Annotated in this window: 20 protein-coding genes; 12 read left to right on the forward strand and 8 right to left on the reverse strand. The window is 56.2% G+C overall.

The annotated features are described in order from the left end of the window. Positions 1 to 41: 41 nt before the first annotated feature. The 5 genes from xisR (at position 42) to V4835_RS14730 (ending at position 4966) form a co-directional block, all read left to right on the forward strand. On the forward strand, positions 42 to 257 hold the full coding sequence (gene xisR, locus V4835_RS14710; RefSeq protein ID WP_010429804.1) for an excisionase family protein: 216 nt from the start codon (positions 42 to 44) through the stop codon (positions 255 to 257). Then, on the forward strand, positions 257 to 1543 hold the full coding sequence (locus tag V4835_RS14715) for a site-specific integrase (protein WP_331412604.1): 1287 nt from the start codon (positions 257 to 259) through the stop codon (positions 1541 to 1543). Before xisR ends, V4835_RS14715 begins: the two co-directional genes overlap by 1 nt. A gap of 73 nt (positions 1544 to 1616) precedes the next feature. Then, positions 1617 to 2288 carry a two-component system response regulator PhoP gene (gene phoP / locus V4835_RS14720; protein ID WP_028019015.1) on the forward strand — a complete coding sequence of 224 codons (672 nt, stop codon included), beginning with the start codon at positions 1617 to 1619 and terminating at the stop codon, positions 2286 to 2288. Next, a complete protein-coding gene (gene phoQ / locus V4835_RS14725; RefSeq protein ID WP_063145804.1) occupies positions 2289 to 3752 on the forward strand; it encodes a two-component system sensor histidine kinase PhoQ in 1464 nt (487 codons plus the stop codon). Positions 3753 to 3844: 92 nt separating this feature from the next. Then, positions 3845 to 4966 carry a ribosomal protein uL16 3-hydroxylase gene (locus tag V4835_RS14730; RefSeq protein ID WP_331412606.1) on the forward strand — a complete coding sequence of 374 codons (1122 nt, stop codon included), beginning with the start codon at positions 3845 to 3847 and terminating at the stop codon, positions 4964 to 4966. Between the two features lie 85 nt (positions 4967 to 5051). Here the strand turns inward: V4835_RS14730 and V4835_RS14735 are convergent, their stop codons facing one another. Beyond that, entirely contained in the window at positions 5052 to 5543 is a 492-nt protein-coding gene (locus tag V4835_RS14735) for an REP-associated tyrosine transposase (RefSeq protein ID WP_331412609.1), read from the reverse strand. A gap of 98 nt (positions 5544 to 5641) precedes the next feature. Then, a complete protein-coding gene (gene pepT, locus V4835_RS14740; RefSeq protein ID WP_121931268.1) occupies positions 5642 to 6865 on the reverse strand; it encodes a peptidase T in 1224 nt (407 codons plus the stop codon). A gap of 237 nt (positions 6866 to 7102) precedes the next feature. On the opposite strand from pepT, the gene potA reads away from it, so the two are divergent. The 4 genes from potA to potD are packed head-to-tail and all read left to right on the forward strand — an operon-like array spanning position 7103 to position 10911. Next, positions 7103 to 8251: a spermidine/putrescine ABC transporter ATP-binding protein PotA gene (gene potA / locus V4835_RS14745; protein WP_331414135.1), complete on the forward strand. Its 1149-nt coding sequence runs from the start codon at positions 7103 to 7105 to the stop codon at positions 8249 to 8251. Further along, a complete protein-coding gene (gene potB / locus V4835_RS14750) occupies positions 8235 to 9092 on the forward strand; it encodes a spermidine/putrescine ABC transporter permease PotB (RefSeq protein ID WP_331412610.1) in 858 nt (285 codons plus the stop codon). Before potA ends, potB begins: the two co-directional genes overlap by 17 nt. Continuing rightward, the gene (gene potC, locus V4835_RS14755; RefSeq protein ID WP_048979233.1) at positions 9089 to 9880 is read left to right on the forward strand and encodes a spermidine/putrescine ABC transporter permease PotC; all 792 of its coding nucleotides are present in this window, start codon (positions 9089 to 9091) and stop codon (positions 9878 to 9880) included. The genes potB and potC overlap by 4 nt, the downstream gene beginning before the upstream one ends. Then, positions 9877 to 10911 (forward strand): spermidine/putrescine ABC transporter substrate-binding protein PotD, encoded by a 1035-nt coding sequence (gene potD / locus V4835_RS14760; RefSeq protein ID WP_063144608.1) that lies wholly within the window; start codon positions 9877 to 9879, stop codon positions 10909 to 10911. The genes potC and potD overlap by 4 nt, the downstream gene beginning before the upstream one ends. Positions 10912 to 10958: 47 nt before the next feature. On the opposite strand, the gene V4835_RS14765 is transcribed toward potD, so the two are convergent. Further along, complete coding sequence (locus V4835_RS14765; RefSeq protein ID WP_331412612.1) at positions 10959 to 12188, reverse strand: EAL and HDOD domain-containing protein; 1230 nt, start codon at positions 12186 to 12188, stop codon at positions 10959 to 10961. A gap of 238 nt (positions 12189 to 12426) precedes the next feature. On the opposite strand from V4835_RS14765, the gene V4835_RS14770 reads away from it, so the two are divergent. Then, the gene (locus V4835_RS14770) at positions 12427 to 14358 is read left to right on the forward strand and encodes a methyl-accepting chemotaxis protein (RefSeq protein ID WP_331412613.1); all 1932 of its coding nucleotides are present in this window, start codon (positions 12427 to 12429) and stop codon (positions 14356 to 14358) included. Positions 14359 to 14403: 45 nt separating this feature from the next. Here the strand turns inward: V4835_RS14770 and cobB are convergent, their stop codons facing one another. Genes cobB through lolC form a run of 5 tightly spaced genes read right to left on the reverse strand, consistent with a single transcriptional unit; the run spans position 14404 to position 19342 of the window. Beyond that, positions 14404 to 15225, reverse strand: coding sequence for a Sir2 family NAD+-dependent deacetylase (gene cobB / locus V4835_RS14775; RefSeq protein WP_121425907.1), 822 nt, complete (start codon positions 15223 to 15225; stop codon positions 14404 to 14406). Positions 15226 to 15239: 14 nt separating this feature from the next. Beyond that, a complete protein-coding gene (gene nagK, locus V4835_RS14780) occupies positions 15240 to 16151 on the reverse strand; it encodes an N-acetylglucosamine kinase (protein ID WP_331412616.1) in 912 nt (303 codons plus the stop codon). 53 nt (positions 16152 to 16204) lie between these two features. Next, positions 16205 to 17449: a lipoprotein-releasing ABC transporter permease subunit LolE gene (lolE, locus tag V4835_RS14785; protein ID WP_063144613.1), complete on the reverse strand. Its 1245-nt coding sequence runs from the start codon at positions 17447 to 17449 to the stop codon at positions 16205 to 16207. Further along, the gene (gene lolD / locus V4835_RS14790) at positions 17449 to 18150 is read right to left on the reverse strand and encodes a lipoprotein-releasing ABC transporter ATP-binding protein LolD (protein WP_010429765.1); all 702 of its coding nucleotides are present in this window, start codon (positions 18148 to 18150) and stop codon (positions 17449 to 17451) included. Before lolD ends, lolE begins: the two co-directional genes overlap by 1 nt. Continuing rightward, on the reverse strand, positions 18143 to 19342 hold the full coding sequence (lolC, locus tag V4835_RS14795; protein ID WP_032668182.1) for a lipoprotein-releasing ABC transporter permease subunit LolC: 1200 nt from the start codon (positions 19340 to 19342) through the stop codon (positions 18143 to 18145). The genes lolD and lolC overlap by 8 nt, the downstream gene beginning before the upstream one ends. Positions 19343 to 19598: 256 nt before the next feature. On the opposite strand from lolC, the gene V4835_RS14800 reads away from it, so the two are divergent. Both V4835_RS14800 and mfd read left to right on the forward strand, forming a co-directional pair. Next, positions 19599 to 20672, forward strand: coding sequence for an acyltransferase family protein (locus tag V4835_RS14800; RefSeq protein WP_331412619.1), 1074 nt, complete (start codon positions 19599 to 19601; stop codon positions 20670 to 20672). A gap of 149 nt (positions 20673 to 20821) precedes the next feature. Next, positions 20822 to 24268 (forward strand): transcription-repair coupling factor, encoded by a 3447-nt coding sequence (mfd, locus tag V4835_RS14805; protein WP_331412621.1) that lies wholly within the window; start codon positions 20822 to 20824, stop codon positions 24266 to 24268. The last annotated feature ends 301 nt before the right edge of the window (positions 24269 to 24569 follow it).

The following is a 24569-nucleotide window of genomic DNA, read 5'->3' on the forward strand; positions in this document are numbered from 1 at the left end:
ATCTGCCGCTGCGGTATCGTGGCGGCGTCATGGAGTTAAGCATGGCGCAAATCATTTTCGATGAAGAGTGGATGGTGGCGGGAAAGCTAACTGAGAAAACGGGGCTGGATGACAGGCAAATAAAAGCTTATCGCCTCGGATGCTGGATCGAAGGGGTTCATTTTAAGCGAGTACCCGCGGTACCCGGTGGAGAAAGCAAACGGGCTTTGGTCTGGTACAACTTTCCGCTGATTAATAGATTTATTCAGGAAGCATGATGAACTTTCCAACCGGCGTTGAACTTCATAACGGAAAAATCAGGATCACATTTACCTATCGCGGCATTCGCTGCCGCGAAGTTCTGCGTGGCTGGGTGGTTAACAGCAGCAACATCAAGAAGGCGGGAAATCTTCGCGCGGTCATCGTGAGTGAAATTCAGTTCGGTCAGTTCGACTACGCGGCGCGCTTCCCTGAATCGAAGGCTCTTAAAAAATTCTCATCAACTAAGCGAATCACGACATTTAACGAGCTGAGCAATTTTTTCCTTGATACAAAAGCGCTGGAGGTGTCAGGGGCAACGCTGCATTCTCTTACATCTGCAGTTAACACCCTGAAGCGTGTTGTGGGAGAAAACACTCCCCTGGCTGATATTCAGCATGCCGATATTCTGAATTACCGTAAAGAGTTGCTGACCGGCAGCGTATTAAACCCTTCAATGCCTAACCTGGTTAAAAAGGGACGCGCGCCCTCAACAGTCAATAAACAGATGGCGGTTTTATCAGAAATGCTGAAGCTTGCGAATCGAAGTCAGTTTATATTACACGCTCCTTATGAGGGCGTATCCAGGCTCAAGCTATCTAAGGCAGACCCCGATCCGCTTCTACTTCATGAGTACCAGGCACTGATTGCCGCCCTTCCCCGAAAACTGGCTTTGATCATCATAGTAGCCGTCCATACGGGAATGAGGCCCGGCGAGATTTGTGCTCTGGCGTGGGAGGATATCGATCTGAGAAAAGGTGAGATTCACGTATCAAGAAGCCTGACGAACAAGCGGGTGTTTGTGCCGCCGAAAACAGATGCTGGAATACGAACGATCACCCTGCTTAAGCCTGCACATGATGCGCTGCTGGAGCAGTTCGAAATCACAGGCAATAACCCAAGACAGCAGATCATTTTCCATCACCGTGAAATCGGCAAAACCGAGCCACAAAATCTGCGGTTTGTGTTTTCCCCGGAAAAGAAATCGTCAGTGAATGAGAGCTTTTTTTCCAAAAACTCGATTTCGTATGGATGGAAGCGGGGTACTAAACTTTCGGGAATACGTGAGAGAAATCCTTATCAGTCCCGACACACATACGCCTGCTGGACGCTTATGGCCGGTGCTAACCCTTCCTTTATCGCCAGCCAGATGGGCCATGAGGATGCGCGCATGGTGTATGAGGTTTATTCAAAGTGGATCGGCGATATGAACCAGGACCAGGTCAACATGCTGAACAACCAGATGCCGACAGCTGTGCCCCCAGGACGCCCCCAAGGTATTGGGAGTATTAAAAAAGTCATTTAATTTCATGACGCTGGTTTCAAACTCCATAATCAGCGTTAAACTATTCATACCAATTATTTAGGGAGAAGAGATGATGCGCGTACTGGTTGTTGAGGATAACGCATTGCTACGTCATCACCTGAAGGTTCAGCTTCAGGAGATGGGACATCAGGTGGACGATGCTGAAGATGCAAAAGAAGCCGATTATTATCTCAATGAACACCTGCCGGATATCGCCATTGTCGATTTAGGGTTGCCTGACGAAGACGGTCTGTCGTTAATTCGCCGCTGGCGCAGCCACGATGTCTCCCTCCCGGTTCTGGTTCTCACCGCTCGTGAAGGCTGGCAGGATAAGGTTGAAGTGCTCAGCGCGGGTGCGGATGATTACGTCACCAAGCCGTTTCATATTGAAGAGGTGGCGGCGCGCATGCAGGCGCTGTTACGCCGTAACAGCGGGCTGGCTTCACAGGTTATTTCCATCCCGCCTTTCCAGGTCGATCTCTCCCGCCGGGAATTAGCGATCAATGATGAAGTGATCAAGCTCACCGCCTTCGAATACACCATCATGGAAACGCTGATCCGTAACAATGGCAAAGTGGTGAGCAAAGATTCCCTCATGCTCCAGCTCTATCCTGATGCTGAACTGCGCGAGAGCCATACCATTGACGTGCTGATGGGACGTTTGCGTAAGAAAATCCAGGCGCAGTATCCACAGGATGTGATTACCACCGTCCGCGGTCAGGGCTACCTGTTCGAATTACGCTAAATGAGACGGATTTTACGCCACATTCTGCCCCTCTCGCTGCGGGTTCGTTTCTTACTGGCAACAGCCGCGGTCGTGCTGGTGCTGTCGCTCTCCTACGGCATGGTCGCCCTGGTGGGCTACAGCGTCAGCTTTGATAAAACCACCTTTCGTCTGCTGCGTGGCGAAAGCAACCTGTTTTATACCCTGGCGAAGTGGGAAAACAACCGAATCACCGTCGAAATGCCGGAAAACCTCAACCAGCAGAGCCCGACGCTGGCCCTGATTTATGACGAAAAGGGAAAGTTACTGTGGGCGCAACGTGACATCCCCTGGCTGGTCAAAAGCATTCGTCCCGACTGGCTCAAAACCAACGGATTTCATGAAATTGAGGCCGATCTCAACACCACCAGCTCGCTACTCCGTGAAGATCGCTCCCTGCAGCAAAAGCTGAACGAGATCCGCGCTGATGATGCCGAAACGGAGATGACGCACTCCGTTGCGATTAACCTCTATCCGGCGACGCTGAATATGCCGCAGCTGACCATCGTGGTGATCGATACCATTCCGGTCGAGCTGAAGCGTTCGTATATGGTCTGGAGCTGGTTCATCTACGTTCTGGCTGCGAATCTCCTGCTGGTGATCCCGCTGCTGTGGGTGGCGGCGTGGTGGAGCTTGCGCCCCATTGAATCACTGGCGAAAGAAGTTCGTGAACTGGAAGAACATCATCGCGAAAAGCTGAACCCGGAAACGACCCGTGAACTCACCAGCCTGGTGCGTAACCTCAACCGCCTGCTGAAAAGTGAACGCGAACGCTACGATAAATACCGTACCACCCTTACGGACCTGACCCACAGCCTGAAAACTCCGCTGGCCGTCATGCAAAGTACCCTGCGTTCAATGCGCAGTTCGAAGCTGAGCGTCGATGATGCCGAGCCGGTGATGCTGGAGCAGATCAGCCGTATTTCACAGCAAATTGGCTATTACTTACACCGCGCCAGCATGCGTTCCGGCAGCGCCCTGCTGAGCCGTGAACTGCACCCGGTAGCCCCGCTTCTGGATAACCTCACGTCCGCCCTCAACAAGGTGTATCAACGTAAAGGGGTGAACATCAGCCTCGATATCTCGCCAGAGATAAGCTTTGTGGGTGAAAAAAATGACTTCATGGAAGTGATGGGTAACCTGCTGGATAACGCCTGCAAATACTGCCTGGAGTTTGTGGAAGTGTCTGCGCGTCAGACGGAAAATGAGCTGCATATTATCGTTGAGGATGATGGCCCGGGGATCCCGCGCAATAAACGTGATGTGGTGTTCGATCGCGGTCAGCGCGCCGATACGCTACGTCCTGGCCAGGGCGTAGGATTAGCCGTCGCGCGCGAGATTGTCGATCAGTACGACGGAAAAATCGAAACCAGCGAAAGCCTGCTGGGCGGCGCCAGAATGGAGGTCATTTTTGGTCGCCAGCAGCCCACATCGAACGATAGTTAACCCGTTATGTGAAAAATGCGAGGATCTCGCAGCCGGGGGGCTGAGCTTCCGTTATAATCCGAGTCAGTAAGAGCCTGCGGAATAAAAAAATTATGGATTATCACTTAACACTTAACTGGCCCGAGTTTATTGAACGTTACTGGCAAAAACGCCCGGTGGTTCTGAAGCGCGGGTTCAGCAATTTTGTCGACCCCATCTCGCCTGACGAACTGGCCGGTCTGGCCATGGAAAACGAAGTCGACAGCCGTCTGGTCAGCCACCAGGAAGGGAAATGGCAGGTCAGCCACGGTCCTTTCGAAAGCTACGATCACCTCGGTGAAAACAACTGGTCGCTGCTGGTGCAGGCGGTTAACCACTGGCACGAGCCAACTTCCGCATTAATGCGTCCGTTCCGCGCCCTGCCCGACTGGCGCATGGACGATCTGATGATCTCCTTCTCCGTACCTGGCGGCGGCGTGGGTCCGCATCTGGACCAGTACGACGTGTTTATCATTCAGGGTACGGGCCGCCGCCGCTGGCGCGTGGGCGAAAAAGTACCAATGAAGCAGCACTGCCCGCATCCGGACCTGCTTCAGGTTGACCCGTTTGAAGGGATTATCGACGAAGAGCTGGAGCCGGGTGACATTCTCTACATTCCACCGGGATTCCCTCACGAAGGCTACTCTCTGGAAAACTCACTCAACTACTCCGTAGGGTTCCGCGCGCCGAGCGGCCGCGAGATGATCAGCGGATTTGCCGACTATGTTCTGCAGCGCGAACTGGGCAGCTATCGCTACAGCGATCCTGATGTGCCTGCACGCGAGCATCCGGCGGATATTCTGCCAGAAGAACTCGATAAGCTGCGCGGCATGATGCTGGATCTGATTAACGAGCCGGAGCACTTCAAACAGTGGTTTGGTGAGTTTATCAGCCAGTCTCGTCATGAGCTGGACGTTGCGCCGCCGGAGCCGCCTTATCAGGCTGACGAGATTTATGATGCGCTCCAGCAGGGCGACAGGCTGGCGCGTCTGGGCGGGTTGCGCGTGCTGCGCATTGGTGAGGAGGTCTTCGTCAACGGCGAGAAGCTGGATTCCCCACACCGTCCGGCGCTGGAAGCCATTGCCAGCCATCTGGTGTTGACTGCCGACACCTTTGGCGATGCGCTGGAAGACCCGTCCTTCCTCGCGATGCTGGCCGCGCTGGTCAACAGCGGATACTGGTTCTTTGAGGACTGAGTCGCTGTAATGCCCGGTGGCGCTACGCTTACCGGGCCTACATTCGGATCGTAGGCCGGGTAAGGCGTAGCCGCCACCCGGCTTTTTACTTCCGCTCACCCGCCGCAAAATCCTCTATCTCTCCCGCCCAATCCGCCGGATATAACCCTTCCCGTACATCGCGATGAAACGTTGAATACGGCCAGTCGATGACTTTGCTGACATAGCCATGCTTCAGCGGATTGATGTAGACGTAATCCATATGCCGCCGGTAGTCCTCTTCGTTACGGACGGTGTGCTCCCAGAAGCGTGGCTGCCAGATATAGCGCATTTCGATGTTGCGGCTAAATGTCTTTTTGATATCCCGCCAGCGTGCCGAAAAGTCACTGTCGCCTTCCGGTAAGGTCCAGATACAGTGCATATGTTCAGGAAGGATTACCCATGCGTTGATAGCGAATGGCTTTGCGTGCTTAACCATTGAGGTGGCAGCACGCAGGCTGTCGATATGACGGGTAAGCAAATCGCTCTGGCGGTTTTGCAGGTTGACGGTGAAAAACCAGGTTCCACCCGGGACGTAGTGGCGGCGATAGTTTGACATGGCACTCCTTGCCTTTCTGCCCGGTGGCGCTGCGCTTACCGGGCCTACAATCCGAACGTAGGCCGGGTAAGGCGCAGCCGCCACCCGGCTTAAAGCAGCTACCGCTTCGCGGTCAACTCCGCTATCCGCACTATCACTTTCACCGCTTTTTCCATCCCTTCCAGCGTCACAAACTCATGCTTGCCATGATAGTTGTAGCCACCGGTAAAGAGGTTCGGGCACGGCAGCCCCATAAACGACAGCTGAGAACCGTCGGTGCCGCCGCGAATCGGCTTCAGCTGGGGTTCAATATCGCAGTCGCGCATCGCCTGCTGGGCGATATCGAGAATATGCGGATGCGCCATCACCTTCTCGCGCATATTGTAATAGCTGTCTTCAATGATCAGCTCAATATAGCAATCAGGGTGTAATCCTTTACCGACCTTCTTGGCGATCTCCATCATCTTACGCTTGCGCGCCTCAAAGGCTTTGCGGTCAAAATCGCGGATGATGTAGTGCATCTGCGCGCTGTCCACGGTGCCTTTGATGCTGGTCAGGTGATAGAACCCTTCATACCCTTCGGTCTGTTCAGGGCTCTCTTCCGCCGGGACTTCCGCATGAATACGCGACGCCAGCGACAGCGCGTTCACCATGACCCCTTTCGCCGAACCGGGGTGAACGTTGTTGCCGACAATTTTGATCGTGACGGACGCGGCGTTGAAGTTTTCATACTCCAGTTCACCGACGCCGCCGCCGTCAACGGTATAGGCCCACTGCGCGTTAAAGGCTTCCACGTCGAAGTGCTTCGCGCCCTTGCCGACCTCTTCGTCCGGCGTAAAGGCCACGCGGATATCCCCGTGCGGGATATTTTTCTCTTTCAGCACCGCCAGCGCGGTCATGATCTCCGCAATGCCCGCCTTGTCATCCGCCCCCAGCAGCGTTTTGCCGTCGGTGGTGATCAGCGTCTGGCCCAGCAGCTGGTGCAGCACCGGGAACATCACGGGCGAGAGCACTTCGTCGCCAATACCCAGCGCAATGTCGCCGCCGCGGTAGTTTTCCACAATCTGCGGGTTCACATGTTTACCGCTAAAATCCGGAGAGGTGTCGACATGGGAGATAAAGCCAATCGCCGGAATATCACCCTGGACATTCGCCGGCAGCGTTCCCATCACAGTGCCTTTCTCGCTTAACGTGACGTTGACCAGCCCCATGGCGTCAAGCTGCTCTTTAAGCAGGTTTAACAACTTCCACTGGCCTTCGGTGCTTGGCACCTGGCGAACACCCGGCTTAGATTGGGTATCCAGCGAAACGTACTGTAAAAAACGCTCAAGTAATTTATCCATGCAGTCACCCTCACTTTTTGTGACAACATTATCAATAAGCATCAAAACGCAAATATTGCGTCAGGTCACTTTTATCCCGCAAACGAGAATATTTTCCGTTTATATCGTTATGCGTTAATAAATGTAGCTTATGAATCAGTGACAAGGATTGGCGATTGGAGGGTATTGCCGTAGAATGTCCGCCCTCATTACGAGTCACCAAGGTGGTTACACACAAACCCCGCTTCAGTCTGCTGCCTGAGGCGTCTATATGGGACAGCGCAAAAATTGAATACACAATCCCGTTCACGTTCACCGCTGGTGCAACTGGAACGAATTCGTAAAAGTTTTGATGGCAAAGACGTTATTTCCGACCTCACGCTCACCATCAATGACGGTGAGTTTCTGACGCTGCTTGGCCCCTCTGGCTGCGGCAAAACAACCGTACTGCGCCTTATCGCCGGGCTGGAAAGCGTCGATAACGGCCATATCCATCTTGAAAACCAGGACATCACCCGGCTTCCCGCCGAAGATCGCCACGTCAATACCGTCTTTCAGAGCTATGCCCTGTTCCCGCACATGACCGTGTTTGAAAACGTGGCGTTTGGCCTGCGGATGCAAAAAACCCCGGCGAGCGAGATCGAACCTCGCGTCACCGATGCCCTGCGCATGGTGCAGCTTGAGACGTTTGCCCAGCGTAAACCCCATCAGCTTTCCGGCGGCCAGCAGCAGCGCGTGGCCATCGCCCGCGCCGTCGTCAACAAGCCTCGCCTGCTCCTGCTGGATGAATCCCTCTCGGCGCTGGATTACAAGCTGCGCAAGCAGATGCAGAACGAGCTCAAAGCCCTGCAGCGCAAGCTCGGCATTACCTTTGTCTTCGTCACCCACGATCAGGAAGAGGCCCTGACCATTTCCGACCGCATCGTGGTGATGCGCGACGGCAAAATAGAGCAGGACGGCACGCCGCGCGAGATCTACGAAGAGCCGAAGAATCTGTTTGTTGCCAGCTTCATTGGCGAGATCAATATCTTCGACGCCACGGTGATTGAGCGTCTGGACGACCAGCGCGTGCGCGCCAGCGTCGAAGGACGCGAGTGCAATATCACGGTGAACTTCCCCGTCGAAAAGGGACAAAAGCTCAACGTTCTGCTGCGTCCGGAAGATCTGCGCGTCGATGAAATTCACGGCAATACCGAGGCCGAAGGGCTAATCGGCTATATCCGCGAGCGCAACTACAAAGGGATGACGCTGGAGTCTGTCGTCGAGCTGGAGAACGGCAAAATGGTGATGGTCAGCGAATTCTTTAACGAAGACGACCCTGACTTCGACCACTCTCTCGATCAGAAAATGGTTATCAACTGGGTAGAAAGCTGGGAGGTTGTGCTGGCTGATGAAGAACACAAGTAAATTCCAGAATGTGGTGATCGCCACGATCGTCGGTTGGCTTGTGCTGTTTGTCTTTTTGCCCAACCTGATGATCGTTGCCACCAGCTTTCTGACCCGCGACGACGCTAGCTTCGTTTCGCTGGTCTTTACGCTGGACAACTACGCGCGCCTGCTCGATCCGCTCTATTTTGACGTGCTGCTGCACTCGCTCAATATGGCGCTGATTGCCACCCTTGCCTGTCTGGTGCTGGGATATCCCTTCGCATGGTTCCTCGCGGGCCTGCCGCAAAAGGTGCGGCCCCTGCTGCTGTTTTTACTGATCGTTCCGTTCTGGACGAACTCGCTCATTCGTATTTATGGCCTGAAGATCTTCCTCAGCACAAAGGGCTATCTCAATGAGTTTCTGCTGTGGCTGGGGGTGATTGATACACCGATCCGCATCATGTTTACCCCGAGCGCGGTGATTGTGGGCCTGGTCTACATCCTGCTGCCCTTTATGGTGATGCCGCTCTACTCCAGCATTGAGAAGCTGGATAAACCGCTGCTGGAAGCGGCAAAAGATCTGGGTGCCAACAGGCTGCAAACCTTTCTTCGCATCATTATTCCGCTGACGATGCCCGGCATTATCGCGGGCTGTCTTCTGGTGATGCTCCCGGCGATGGGCTTGTTCTACGTGTCGGATCTGATGGGCGGCGCGAAAAACCTGCTGATCGGTAACGTAATCAAGAGCCAGTTCCTGAACATCCGAGACTGGCCGTTCGGGTCCGCCACCAGCATTACGCTGACGGTGGTAATGGGCCTGATGCTGCTGGTCTACTGGCGCGCCTCACGCCTGCTGAATAAAAAGGTGGAACTCGAATGATCGGTCGACTGCTTCGCGGCGGTTTTATGACCGCCATTTATGCCTGGCTCTATATCCCGATCGTTATTTTGATCGTGAACTCGTTTAACAGCTCGCGGTTCGGGATTAACTGGCAAGGGTTTACGACCAGCTGGTACAGCCTGCTGATGAACAATGACAGCCTGCTGCAGGCCGCTCAGCACTCGCTGACGATGGCGATCTTCTCCGCCACCTTCGCGACGCTGATTGGCTCGCTCACCGCCGTGGCGCTGTACCGCTATCGCTTTCGCGGCAAACCGTTCGTCAGCGGCATGCTGTTTGTGGTGATGATGTCACCGGACATCGTGATGGCCATTTCGCTGCTGGTGCTGTTTATGCTGCTGGGCGTACAGCTTGGCTTCTGGTCGCTGCTGTTTTCCCATATCACCTTCTGCCTGCCGTTTGTGGTGGTGACCGTCTTCGCGCGCCTGAAAGGGTTCGACGTGCGCATGCTGGAGGCGGCGAAAGATCTGGGTGCCAGCGAGATGACCATCCTGCGTAAAATCATCCTGCCGCTGGCGATGCCTGCCGTGGCGGCCGGATGGCTGCTTAGCTTCACCCTGTCGATGGATGACGTTGTCGTATCCTCCTTCGTCACCGGGCCGAGCTATGAAATTCTGCCGTTGAAGATCTATTCAATGGTGAAAGTCGGCGTCTCACCAGAGGTTAACGCGCTGGCGACCATTCTGCTGGTATTGTCGCTGGTTCTGGTGATCGCCAGCCAGGTTATTGCTCGTGATAAAACAAAATCTCAGGGGACAATGAAATGAAAAAAATGCTCGCCGCTGCGGCGCTGGTGCTTGGCATGGGTGCCGCGCACGCTGATGACAGCAAAACGCTCTACTTCTACAACTGGACCGAATACGTGCCGCCGGGCCTGCTGGAACAGTTCACGAAGGAGACGGGCATCAAGGTGATCTACTCGACCTACGAGTCGAATGAAACCATGTACGCCAAGCTGAAAACGTACAAAGACGGCGCGTACGATCTGGTCGTTCCTTCCACCTACTTTGTCGACAAAATGCGCAAAGAGGGCATGATCCAGAAGATCGATAAAACGAAGCTGAGCAACTTCAGCAATCTCGATCCAGAGATGCTCAACAAGCCGTTCGACCCGAATAACGACTACTCCGTTCCGTATATCTGGGGTGCGACCGCGATTGGCGTGAACAGCGAGGCCGTCGATCCGAAAACGGTGACGAGCTGGGCCGATCTGTGGAAACCGGAATACAAAGGGAGCCTGCTGTTAACCGACGACGCGCGTGAAGTGTTCCAGGTGGCGCTGCGCAAGCTGGGCTACTCGGGCAATACGACGGATCCGAAAGAGATTGAAGCGGCGTATAACGAGCTGAAAAAGCTGATGCCTAACGTGGCGGCGTTCAACTCTGATAACCCGGCTAACCCGTATATGGAAGGCGAAGTGAATCTGGGGATGGTGTGGAACGGCTCCGCGTATGTGGCCCGCCAGGCCGGTACGCCGCTTGAGGTGGTCTGGCCGAAAGAAGGTGGGATCTTCTGGATGGATAGTCTGTCGATTCCGGCCAATGCGAAAAACGTTGACGGGGCGCTTAAGCTGATTAACTTCCTGCTGCGCCCGGACGTGGCGAAACAGGTTGCCGAGACGATTGGCTACCCGACGCCAAACCTCGCCGCACGCAAGCTGCTGAAGCCTGAAGTGGCTAACGATAAATCGCTCTACCCGGATGCCGAAACCATCAGCAAAGGTGAATGGCAGAACGATGTCGGTGACGCCAGCCGCCTCTATGAAGAGTATTACCAGAAATTAAAAGCGGGCCGCTAACCGGTATCGCGTTCCTCCTCACGCCGTCTGTACGGCGTGAGGAAGGATTAACTGACCGTATTCTCTCCTGCCCAGATCGTCGCCTTTCGCATCGCCTCAACCACATCCTCATCCGACAGACCCAGCGCCTCACGAACCCGGGTCGCCTCGTCCCACTGCTGCTGTTCATAGTAACGGCAAAGGCTCACCATATCGGCTAACCGTCCCTCCTGGTGGCACAGCGCATTGCTCACGCTCTGCGGCACCGCAATTTGCTTCATCAACTCGGCCATCGGCAGCTCAAGGAGGGTATCAAGCAGGGAAAACAGGCCGCACATGAAGGCATTTTCAGCCAGCGCCGGTTCTTTCATCGTCTCAGCTATCAGCTCACAGAACTTACCGCGCATCATACTCAGCGGGTAAAGCTCGCTGACGGTGTCATTGCCCGCACTGGCGAGGACCACCACGGCAACAAACCGTCGGAGCTGGTTTTCACCGAGATATCTGAGCACTTCACTCAGGGTTAACTTACTGAAATTACAGGCACCGATATGCTTAAATGCGGTGTGTTTCATGTAGCGCATGATTTTCCAGGACAGCGTGAGATCGGTTTTAATCAACGACTCAACGATCCGAAAATCAGGCTTATTGCGTCCGACCTCCATTTGCAGCCGAAAAATCGCCAGCTGATTTTGCGATAGACGTTTATATTTAATCACCTCGGGACGGCAGAAAAAATAGCCCTGAAACAGCGAGAACCCCTCTTCTCTGTATTGGTTGAATTCCTCTTTAGTCTCAATTTTTTCAGCGAGATATTTTATATGCGCGGTCTGTTTCTTACGCGATGCGAGATACTCTCTAATTTGCGCTAAGGTGTAATTTCTGACGTCGAATTTCAGTATCGAAATATAGGGTAAAAAATCATCCCATTCTGGTGCAAGGGTGAAATCATCAAGCGCAAACTGATAGCCGTGCGCATTCATCTCCCTGACGGCCTGCAGCAGTTCAGCCCCCGGCACAGCATCTTCAAGGATCTCAATGACCACGCTCTCTTTATCCAGCGCTTCTCCACTGCGGTCAATGACCATTCGTGACGGGAAATTAATAAACGACGTATGCGCCCCGGCGATGCGCTGGGACGGCACGCATAAAAACTGATCTGATATCATTCTGGAGGTGGCATATTCAGCCGACACGTCCGGAAAACGGTTTGTCATCCCATCTCTGAAGAGCAGCTCATAGGCCACCGTATTCATTTCAGGGTTAAAAATGGGTTGTCGCGCAATAAATCCGTACATATCCCATCCTCCTCTACAACTTTATTATTTATTAGCATCCTCTTTCTACACGACGATAACGAGCATTATCGAGCACTATTTTGATTGAATGCACAAAATAAAAGCATCCACACTAATTAACGGGATTTATATGTTCAGGATTTAAATTAAATATACCTGGCGATCTACAGAAAGAGGAAAAAATATCCGATAAGGAATATGTGCCTGCCCGACATGCACAATATTACGGGAGAAGAGAATGAAAGACGCCATGGTCCGAAGACAAAAAATAAGAGTCAAGACGTTGATGCTATTGTCCATTTTCCTCACCGTGACGGTGGGCTTTACGGCAACGATCGGGTTTATGATGTGGCAGTGGATGGCACAGCAGGAGGTTCTGGCCAAAAAACATATCCGCCAGATTGCCGAGGTGCAATCGTTGCAGGTGAGCAAACAGCTGGATTCTGCACTGACTGCCGCCCGGGACATGGGCAACAGCGCCCTGGCGCTGCGCGAGGCGGGGGTAACCGATCGCCAGAGTCTGAACCAGCTGCTCATCCACTACCTGTCGGCTCATCCACAGTTTCTCTCTATGTCGATGGCCTTTGAGCCCAACGCGTTCGACGATAAAGATGCCGCCTGGGCCGGTCAGAGCGGTGAAGATCCTGCCGGACGTTACGCCCGCTACGTTGACCGGGACGCCACCGGCAAACCGGCATTACACCTGCTGACGGACATCGAAACCCCCGGCAGCGGTGATTATTATCTGCTGCCGAAACAACGGCATAAAGATGTGATCATCGAGCCCTATATTTATCCCTACAACGGCGTGGACGTGATGCTCACCTCGATTGCCGCCCCCATCATGCGCGACGGTCAGTTTCTGGGCTCGGTCACTTCTGACTTCTCCCTCGCCACGCTGCAATCGACGATCGGCGCGATTAAACCGTGGAACGGCACTGGCTACGCCCTGCTCCTCTCCGCGGGTAATAACGTGGTGTCCAGCCCGGACAAGCGCGCGGCAGGCAAGCCTTACGCCGGTCAGATTACCGGTCATGACGTCACCCGGGTAAACGATCCGCTGCTGAAGGAGGACGTGTTTATCACCTGGCAGGACATCGCCGTCGGTAATAGCCAGACGCCGTGGAAACTCGCCATTATCACCCCGGTCAGCGAAGTGATGGCCGAAGCGCGCGCATTTTTACTGAAAGCCATCGTCCTGATGGTGTTAAGCATCGTGGCGGTTAGCCTGGTGATGGCGCAGATCTTTACCCGCAAAGTTGACCGTCCGGTAGGGGGTGAGCCTTCGGAAGCCGCCGGGATCGCCCTGGCCGTTGCCCGGGGGGATCTGAACAACACCATCCCGGTTCGTTACGGGGATACCCACAGCATTTTTTATGCCCTGCACACCATGCAGATGCAGCTCAAGCGCATCGTCGACAATATCAGCGAAGCCAGCCATTCCGTGCACGGCGGCACCAGCGAAATTTCGGCGGGCAACCTTGACCTCGCCTCGCGAACCGAAGAACAGGCGGCTGCAATTGTTGAAACGGCAGCCAGCATGGAAGAGATTTCGGTGACGGTGAAAAATAACGCCGACAACGCCCATAAGGCGACCACGCTGACCGATCGCGCCGCAAGCCTCGCCGGGCATGGCGAAACGCTGGTGAACGACGTGGTCGTGGTGATTGGGGAGATTGATGAGAGCGCGCGTAAGATCGGTGAGATTAACAGCATTGTCGACGGTATCGCCTTCCAGACCAATATCCTGGCGCTGAATGCTGCCGTTGAAGCGGCACGGGCTGGCGATCAGGGGCGCGGCTTCGCGGTCGTCGCAGGGGAAGTCCGCAATCTTGCCCAGCGAAGCGCTAACGCGGCAAAAGAGATCTCTCAGCTGATTGCCGAGTCCTCAGGCCGCGTAAGCAAAGGCGTTGAGCTGGTCAATGAAACCGGGGTGATGATGAAACAGGTGATTGAAGCGGTGTCGCATGTGCATCTGGTCATCAACGATATCGTTCAGGCGCTGGACGAGCAAAATCGGGGGATTAGCCAGGTGAGCACCGCCGTTAACCAAATGGACAGTACAACCCAGCAGAACGCCTCTCTGGTTCAGCAGATCTCTGCGGCAGCACTCTCGCTGGATGAGCAGGCTAAATCGCTCGAGAAGACGCTGGCGTTCTTCCATTCATAACTAAACGGGCACCCGCTGGGCGGGTGCCCGTTTACGCTCTTACCGTTACAGCCCTTTCAGCAGCTTGTCGACAAACTCCGGGACGACCGTACTTGCCAGACCGTAGTGTTTCTCTTCAAACTCGCTGCCCACCTGGCTTGGCTCAAGATTGAGTTCAACCGTATGCGCACCGTGCAGGCGCGCTTCGTGGACAAACCCCGCAGCCGGGTAAACATGTCCGGATGTGCCGATGGCAATAAACACGTCGGCCATCGCCAGCGCGCTGTAGATCTCATCCATTCCCAGCGGCATTTCGCCGAACCAGACCACGTGCGGCCGCAGGCGCGACGGGAACTGGCAGCAGTGACACTTATCCTCTGGCAGCACGTCCTCTTTCCAGTCCAGCACCTGACCGCTCCAGGCGCAGCGAACCTTGAGCAGCTCGCCGTGCATGTGAATGATGTTCTTATTACCGGCCCGCTCGTGCAGGTTGTCGATATTCTGCGTCACCAGCAGAAAACGATCGCCGAGCTCCTCTTCCAGCTTCGCCAGCGCCAGATGCGCCGCATTCGGCGCAACTTCAGGCTGCTGAAGCTGACGACGGCGGGCGTTGTAAAACGCCTGCACGAGATCCGGATCGCGGGCAAAGCCTTCCGGCGTGGCCACATCCTCTACGCGGTGCTCCTCCCACAGCCCGTCCGCCGCGCGGAAGGTTCGAATTCCTGACTCGGCGGAGATGCCCGCCCCGGTCAGCACCACCACTCTGGGTTTATCCATCGCTTCTGGCATCATTCTGTCTCTGAAAAAGATCCGCTGGCGCAAGCGCTCACGCAAGCGGCGTTTGTTTTTGCGAAAACGGCTGAGTCGACCCTGGCGACGCGACAGCATAGAAACCTCGTAAACTAATCGGTGAGATGAAGGAATGCGGCTCCGCGCATGCCTCCTGCGTCCCCGTGTCGCGCGCGTTCAATACGCGGCACGCGGGCAACCGGCAATAAATGTCGGGGCAAACGCCCGGACAACCGTTCCGTAATCGCGGTAAAGTTTGAAAGCCCTCCCCCGATCACCAGCAGATCCGGGTCGACGATGGTGAGAATATTTCCCAGACACACCGCCAGCAGATCCAGATAGCGCTCGACGTGCTCACGCGCCTGCGCATCCCCTTGCTCCCACAGGGTAATGATTTGAGGGGCCTCAAGTTTCTGATGATAGAAGTGTTCGTAAAGCCATGCAAACCCGCGGCCGGAGAGATAGTTCTCAATACAGCCGTGCTGGCCGCAGCCGCAGCGGGTCAGCGGAAAATCGCGCCCCACCACTTCCAGGGCATCCACCGGCAAGCGGATATGGCCAAACTCACCGGTAATGTAGCTGCGCCCGGTAATCGGCTTACCGTTAATCACAATCCCCCCGCCGACGCCGGTACCGAGGATCAGCCCCATCACCAGCGGATAGTGGCGGAATTCATCATCCCAGGCTTCGGAGAGCGCAAAGCAGTTGGCATCGTTGTCTAAACGCACGTCGCGTTCAAGGAGGGCAGAGAGATCGGCGCGCAGCGGTTTACCGCTGGCGGCAGGCACGTTGGCGGCATACAGCGTGCCGTCGTCGGTTTCGGGCATCCCGGGGATGCCGATGCCGACGCTGCCTTTCACGCCAAAGCGTTCATCGGCCTGCGCCACCAGCGCGACAATCGCGGTTAAAAATTCGTCGTAGCTTTCGCGCGGCGTGGGAACGCGGGTTTCCCACTGCAGTTTGAGGTCTTTATCAAACACGCCGAGCGCAATCTTGGTGCCGCCAATATCAAATCCATAATACATAATGCATTCCTCTTTCGACCTGGCGGCCCGAAAGCCGCTAGATCATGACGTAATTACTGGCCACTTAATACCCTCGCCGGATCGATTCGGCTTGCGCGACGCGCCGGATACCAGCTTGCCAGCAGACTCAGTAAAAGTGCTGTAACCAGCACATAAAAAACATCCAGCCAGTGCAGTTCAGACGGCAGGAAGTCAATAAAATAGATATCACCGGACAGGAACTGGTGGCCGATAAGCTTTTCGATCCCGTTGATAATTGGGGTCAGCTGCAGGGAAACCACCACGCCAATCACCACGCCGCAAAGGCTGCCAAACAGCCCGGCCAGCAAACCGTACCAGACGAAGATGGCGCGAATAAGACCGTCTTTCGCCCCCAGCGTACGCAGCACGGCTATGTCGCCGCTCTTGTCCTTGACCGCCATCACCAGCGTCGAGACGATATTAAAGCACGCCACACCAATCACCAGCACCATCGCCAGATACATAATGGCGCGGATCATCTGGATATCACGGTACATATACCCGTAAGTGCCGATCCAGCTTTTGATGTAGACATAGTTATTGGTCACGCTGCCCGCGTCGCGTACCAGCTTGTTGGCGTTAAAGACGTCGTTCACCTTAATGGCAATACCCGTCACGCTGTCGCCCATATCGAGATACTGGCGCGCATCTTCCATCGGCACCATGGCGAAGCTGTGATCGAGCTGACCGCTCAGCTGAAGAATACCGGTGACGTGCAGGCGCACGCGCTTAGGCTGCTGCAGCTTGTGGTCGGCGCTGGCGTTCGGGATCATGATTGACACCCAGTCGCCCTGCTTGACCTTCAGGGCATCGGCAACGCCTTTACCCATGATGATCTGCTGCTCGCCGGCCTTAAAGTTGGCCCACGCGCCGTTCTGCACATAGTTTGGCAGCGCGCTGAGACGCGCTTCCTGGACGGGGTTGACCCCTTTCACCTGAATGGCGCGCAGGTTTACCCCGCTCTCCACCAGCCCGGTAAAGTTGATGTAGGGCGCGGCCGCGGCAATGCCCGGCACTTTTTCAACTTTGTTGAGCGCATCGCTCCAGTTCGTCCACGGCTGGTTAACCGGCTCGATCTCCCCGTGCGGCACCACCGCCAGAATGCGGTTATTCAGCTCGCGCTCAAAGCCGTTCATTGCGCTCAAGCCCACAATCAGCACCGCCACGCCCAGCGCAATACCGATGGTCGAGATGACGGAGATCAGCGACACCATGCCGCCTCGACGGCGGCCGCGGCTAAAACGTAAACCGATGAGTAACGATAACGGTGACGCCATTACTCTGCTCCCATCAGGGTCAGTTCCGCATTCAGATGGCCGTCGCGCATCTCAAGCTGACGCCCCATGCGTTTTGCCAGCTGCAGATCGTGTGTCACGACCAAAAACGCGGTGCCCTGCGAGGCGTTCAGCTCGCCCAGAAGCTGGAAAATACTGTCCGCATTGCGGGCATCCAGGTTACCGGTAGGCTCATCCGCCAGCACCAGACGCGGGTTGTTAACCAGCGCACGGGCAATCGCCACGCGCTGGCGCTCGCCGCCGGAAAGCTCAGAGGGACGGTGGTTACCGCGATGGCCCAGCCCTACCGCTTTCAGCATGTCGCTGGCGCGAGCGTTTATTTCTGCCGGTTTCTTTTTACCAATCAGCAGCGGCATCGCCACGTTTTCCAGCGCCGTGAAATCCGGCAGCAGGTGGTGGAACTGGTAGATAAAGCCCAGCTCGCGGTTACGCAGCTCGGCCTTCGCCGCGGAGGACATTTTGCTCATCGGCTGGCCGGAGAAAATCACGTCGCCTTCGGTTGGCGTATCCAGCCCGCCCAGCAGATGCAGCAGCGTACTTTTGCCCGAGCCGGAGCTGCCGACAATCGCCATCATCTCGCCTTCACCCACGCTAAAGCTCACATTGTGCAGCACGTCGGTTTGCACAGTGCCTTCCTGATAGCGTTTGGACAGGTTGTCGCATTGCAACAGGATCTTATTCATAACGTAAAGCCTCAGCGGGTTGAGTGGCGGCGGCGCGCCAGGAAGGATAAAGCGTAGAAAGCAGCGCAATGGCCATCGCGGCCAGCGCAATACCGACCACCTGCAGCGGCTCGATAGCCACCGGCAGCGCCGCGCCGTCAAGCAGCGCGCCGATGATCGGCATTAAGTTATTAAGCTGGCTGGCAAGCAATGCCCCCAGCACGGCGCCGAGCAGCGCGCCGATGATACCGGCACTGGCCCCCTGCACCATAAACACCGCCATGATCTGGCGCGGCGTGAGCCCCTGGGTTTGCAGAATGGCGACTTCGCCCTGCTTCTCCATCACCATCAGGCCCAGCGAGGTGATGATGTTAAATGCGGCCACGGCCACGATCAGGCTCAGCAGCAGCCCCATCATGTTTTTTTCCATCCGCACGGCCTGGAACAATTCGCCTTTACGCTCGCGCCAGTCCTGCCATTTGGTACCGTCCGGCAGTTTTTGCTGGCTGAGGGTATCGACCTTCAGCGGCGCGTCGAGCCACAGGCGCCAGCCGGTGATATTCCCCGCCGGGTAGCGCATCAGGCGTGAAGCATCCTGAATGTTCACCAGCATCTGGTAGCCATCGACTTCGCTGTTGGCGGCAAAGGTACCAATCACGTTGAACAGGCGCTGGCTTGGCAGGCGCCCCATCGGCGTAAACTGGCTGGCAGAAGGCACCATCACGCGCAGCTGGTCACCACGGTTGACGCCAAGCTGGCCGGCAAGCTGCTCACCCAGAATCACATTGTATTTTCCGGCTTCCAGATCGGTCTGCTTCACGTTAACCAGATACGGCGTCAGCGGATCGTTTTGCGCCGGGTCGATACCCAGCATCACGCCGACCGCCACGCTGCGGGCGCTTTGCAGCACCACGTCGCCGGTCGTCAACGGCGCTACGCGCGTGACGCCCTGTAACTTCGCCGCGCTTTCCGGCAGCTGTTGCGGGTTAACCGAACCGTTGGAGGATGAGAGAACGGCCTGCGGCATCAGCCCCAGGATGTTGTTTTGCAGCTCGCGTTCGAAGCCATTCATGACGGAAAGCACCGTCACCAGTGCCATCACGCCAAGCGTAATGCCAATAGTCGAAAGCCAGGAGACAAAGCGACCGAAGCGGTCCGCGGCGCGCCCACGCATGTAACGTAAGCCTATGAAGAGTGCGACAGGTTGATACATGAAATCCGTCTGTTTGCTGATAGCAGACCCACGAGTATATAAGCGAATCCGTTAAGCGTAAATGACTGAAACCGTAAGCTTTGGTAATCATTTTTCCGAAAAATTCAGATAAATCAGGGTGCTATTGTCTGAATGCTCACCTCGCAACCTCCACCTTTTCCGAAAAACCTCCTGATACAGACTGTTACCCATTACATCCTGGTTACGTTTTACAACAATTGTTCGTTCGTTTATGGCAAAAAGGTAGTGGCGAACAATGAAGCAAAAAGCATTATGGATTAACCAGATAAAAGGGCTGTGTATCTGCCTGGTGGTTATCTATCATTCGGTTATCACGTTTTATCCGCATCTGATCGGGCTGCAACACCCGCTCTCCGGCCTTCTCGCCAAATGCTGGGTCTATTTTAACCTCTATCTCGCACCGTTTCGTATGCCGGTCTTCTTCTTTATCTCCGGCTATCTGATCCGTCGTTATATTGACGAGGTGGACTGGCGGACCAGTCTCGACAAACGGATCTGGAGCATTGTCTGGGTCCTGGCGCTGTGGGGCGTCCTGCAATGGCAGGCGTTGACCCACCTGAACGCCTGGCTGGCGCCCGAGCGCGAGCTTGCCACCTCGTCGAACGCGGCCTACGCCGACTCGTTCTCGGGCTTTGTGCTGGGGATGGTCACCGCCAGCACCAGCCTGTGGTATCTGTATGCTCTGGTGGTCTACTTTACGCTGTGTAAACTGCTGAGCCGCTGGAAGCTGCCGGTACTGGGACTGCTGGCGCTGGCAAGCATCGCGATTAACTTCCTGCCGCTGCCGTGGTGGGGAATGAACAGCGTGGTGCGCAACATGATCTACTACAGCCTCGGGGCGTGGTATGGCGCAGAGCTGATGGCGTGGATGAAAGGCGTTAACCTGCGCCGCATCTGGCTGGCAACCGGCGCTTTCGCCGCCGTCTCCGTGGTGCTGTGGTTTGCTAACGTTCCGCTGCTGCTCTCATTGCTGTCGATTGTGCTGATCATGAAGCTGTTCTACAGCCTCGAGCAGCGCTATGCCGTTCACCCGAACAATCTGCTGAACGTGATTGGATCAAACACCATTGCGATTTATACCACCCACCGCATCCTGATTGAGGCCTTTAGCCTGTTCCTGATTGGCGAGATGAATGCCGCATACTGGCCGGTCTGGGCTGAGCTGTGCTTAATTCTGGTCTACCCGTTTGCCAGCCTGCTTGTCTGTACCCTTGCCGGGCTCGGGGTGCGTAAAGTTTCTACCGCCCTGTTTGGGGACGTTTTCTTCTCTCCTCCGTCTACGCTGACCCTGTCACCTTCAACGCGTTAATGCCCTCTCCGCCCCCGTTTCGGGGGCGTTTAGCCCTGCCGTGCGGTTACGATTTGCTTATGTAAAACGATCGAGGATAATAAAGACATTGCGTATCAGTGATATGCCCCAATACTGTTGGTATATCCATAAGAGACTCTGACATAGCCATGCCTGAACACTATCGTTATTCCTTACCTGTCAAAGCGGGCGACCAGCGCCAGCTGGGTGAACTCACGGGCGCGGCGTGCGCCACGCTGGTGGCGGAAATCGCCGAGCGTCATCCAGGCCCGGTGATTCTGGTTGCCCCGGATATGCAAAACGCCCTGCGCCTGCACGATGAAATTCGCCAGTTCACCGATAGCCTTGTGTTCAGCCTGGTCGACTGGGAAACGCTGCCGTATGACAGCTTCTCTCCGCATCAGGAGATTATCTCCTCGCGCCTGTCGACGCTCTATCAACTCCCGACCATGCAGCGCGGCGTGCTGATTGTGCCGGTGAACACCCTGATGCAGCGCGTCTGTCCGCACAGCTATCTGCACGGTCACGCGCTGGTGATGAAAAAAGGCCAGCGCCTGTCCCGGGATGCCCTGCGCGCGCAGCTTGACGGTGCCGGCTATCGCCACGTCGACCAGGTGATGGAGCACGGAGAATACGCGACCCGCGGCGCGCTGCTCGATCTTTACCCGATGGGCAGCGACCAGCCGTATCGTCTGGACTTTTTCGATGATGAAATCGACAGCCTGCGCGTATTCGACGCCGACACGCAGCGCACGCTGGAAGAAGTGGAGTCCATCAACTTACTGCCCGCGCATGAGTTCCCCACGGACAAAACCGCTATCGAACTGTTCCGCAGCCAGTGGCGCGATAGGTTCGAGGTGAAGCGCGACGCGGAACATATTTATCAGCAGGTCAGTAAAGGCACGCTTCCAGCCGGGATCGAATACTGGCAGCCGCTGTTCTTCAACGAGCCGCTGCCGGCCCTGTTCAGCTACTTCCCGGCGAATACGCTGATTGTTAACACCGGCGATATCGACGCCAGCGCCAGCCGCTTTGAAAGCGAAACCCGCGCCCGCTTTGAAAACCGTGGCGTTGACCCGATGCGTCCGCTGCTGCCGCCGGAAGCGCTGTGGCTGCGCACCGACGAGCTCAACGCCGAGCTGAAGCGCTGGCCGCGCATGCAGCTGAAAACCGATTCGCTTGCCGATAAGGCCGCCAACACCAACCTCGCCTTCCGGACGCTGCCGGACCTGGCCGTTCAGGCGCAGCTGAAATCCCCGCTGGATAATCTGCGCAAGTTCCTGGAGTCGTTTACCGGCCCGGTGGTGTTCTCCGTTGAGAGTGAAGGCCGCCGCGAAGCTTTAGGTGAGCTGCTGGGACGCATTAAGGTGGCGCCGAAGCGCATCCTGCGTCTGAGCGAAGCGACCGGAAACGGTCGTTACCTGATGATTGGTGCCGCCGAACACGGGTTCATCGACACGCTCAACAACCTGGCGCTGATTTGCGAAAGCGACCTGCTGGGTGAGCGCGTCGCGCGCCGCCGTCAGGACAGCCGTCGGACCATCAACCCGGACACGCTGATCCGTAACCTGGCCGAGCTGCATCCTGGCCAGCCGATTGTCCACCTGGAACATGGCGTTGGGCGCTATCAGGGGATGACCACGCTGGAAGCGGGCGGCATCAAAGGTGAATACCTGATGCTGACCTACGCTAACGACGCCAAACTGTATGTTCCGGTATCGTCCCTGCATCTGATCAGCCGCTACGCGGGGGGCGCTGAAGACAATGCGCCGCTGCACAAGCTGGGCGGCGATGCCTGGGCGCGCGCGCGCCAGAAGGCTGCGGAAAAAGTGCGCGACGTGGCGGCCGAGCTGCTGGATATCTACGCCCAGCGCGCGGCCAAACAGGGCTTCGCCTTTAAGCATGATAAAGAACAGTACCAGCTGTTCTGCGACAGCTTCCCGTTTGAAACTACGCCGGATCAGGCCCAGGCCATCAACGCCGTGCTGAGCGACATGTGCCAGCCGCTGGCAATGGACCGCTTAGTCTGCGGCGACGTCGGCTTCGGCAAAACCGAAGTGGCGATGCGCGCCGCCTTCCTTGCGGTGGAAAACAACAAGCAGGTGGCGGTGCTGGTGCCGACCACCCTGCTCGCTCAGCAGCACTTCGACAACTTCCGCGACCGTTTCGCCAACTGGCCGGTACGTATCGAGATGCTGTCGCGTTTTCGCAGCACCAAAGAACAGACGCAGATCCTGGAGCAGGCCAGCGAGGGTAAAATCGACATTCTGATCGGCACCCACAAGCTGCTGCAAAGCGACGTGAAGTGGAAAGATCTGGGGCTGCTGATCGTCGACGAAGAGCACCGCTTCGGGGTGCGCCACAAAGAGCGCATCAAAGCGATGCGCGCCGACGTCGATATTCTGACCCTGACCGCAACGCCTATCCCGCGAACCCTGAACATGGCGATGAGCGGCATGCGCGATCTGTCGATTATTGCCACGCCGCCGGCGCGCCGTCTGGCGGTAAAAACCTTTGTTCGCGAGTACGATAATCTGGTGGTGCGTGAGGCCATTCTGCGTGAAGTGCTGCGCGGAGGGCAGGTCTACTACCTCTATAATGACGTGGAAAATATCCAGAAAGCGGCGGACAGGCTGGCGGAGCTGGTGCCGGAAGCGCGCATTGCTATCGGTCACGGGCAGATGCGCGAGCGCGAGCTGGAGCGGGTCATGAACGACTTCCACCACCAGCGCTTTAACGTGCTGGTGTGCACCACCATCATTGAGACCGGGATCGACATTCCGACGGCGAACACCATCATCATAGAACGCGCGGATCACTTTGGCCTGGCGCAGCTCCACCAGCTGCGCGGCCGCGTCGGGCGTTCGCACCATCAGGCGTACGCTTGGCTGCTGACGCCGCATCCGAAAGCGATGACCACCGACGCGCAAAAGCGCCTGGAAGCCATCGCCTCGCTGGAAGACCTCGGCGCAGGCTTTGCGCTGGCCACGCACGATCTTGAGATCCGCGGTGCTGGCGAACTGCTGGGTGAAGACCAGAGCGGCTCCATGGAGACCATCGGCTTCTCGCTCTATATGGAGCTGCTGGAAAACGCGGTTGATGCCCTGAAGGCCGGGCGCGAGCCGTCGCTGGAAGATCTCACCAGCCAGCAGACCGAGGTCGAGCTGCGTATGCCTTCCCTGCTGCCGGACGATTTCATTCCGGACGTGAATACCCGTCTCTCATTCTACAAGCGCATCGCCAGCGCGAAGAAGGAGAACGAGCTGGAAGAGATCAAGGTTGAGCTAATCGATCGCTTTGGTCTGCTGCCCGATGCGGCGAGAAATTTGCTGGACATCGCGAGACTGCGTCAGCAGGCGCAAAAGCTGGGGATTCGCAAGCTCGAAGGTAATGAAAAAGGCGGCGTGATCGAATTCGCCGAGAAGAATCACGTCAACCCGATGTGGCTGATCGGCCTGCTGCAAAAACAGCCGCAGCATTTCCGTCTGGATGGTCCAACCCGTCTGAAGTTTACCCAGGAGCTGACGGAGCGCAAAACCCGTATGGACTGGGTGCGTAACTTCATGCGTCAGCTGGAAGAGAACGCGATCGCTTAACCTCCATTACCCTGTTACCTGAGGAATTTCATGTAGTTTATTAACCGGAAGCGATGAAAGTTGCTTCCGGGAAATGAATAGCTTACAGCGACACCCTGGTCCGGCTGTAAATCGCTGAGGCGTTTCCTGCAGGCCGGGGCGAGGCGCAGGGATGCGCCGAGAGGGCGGGCTTTACAGGGATGTTACCTCCGCCCGTACCCGATAAGCCGGAAGGAATAAGCCGAAGGTACCGCGAAGCGGCGATTTACCGCCGGGAGCCCGGGTCGCCAGGGTGGTGGCGACTGAGCCACCCTGGCACGTT

It is taken from the genome of Enterobacter cloacae complex sp. CARB60, from assembly GCF_036487345.1.
Lineage (GTDB): Bacteria > Pseudomonadota > Gammaproteobacteria > Enterobacterales > Enterobacteriaceae > Enterobacter > Enterobacter asburiae_D.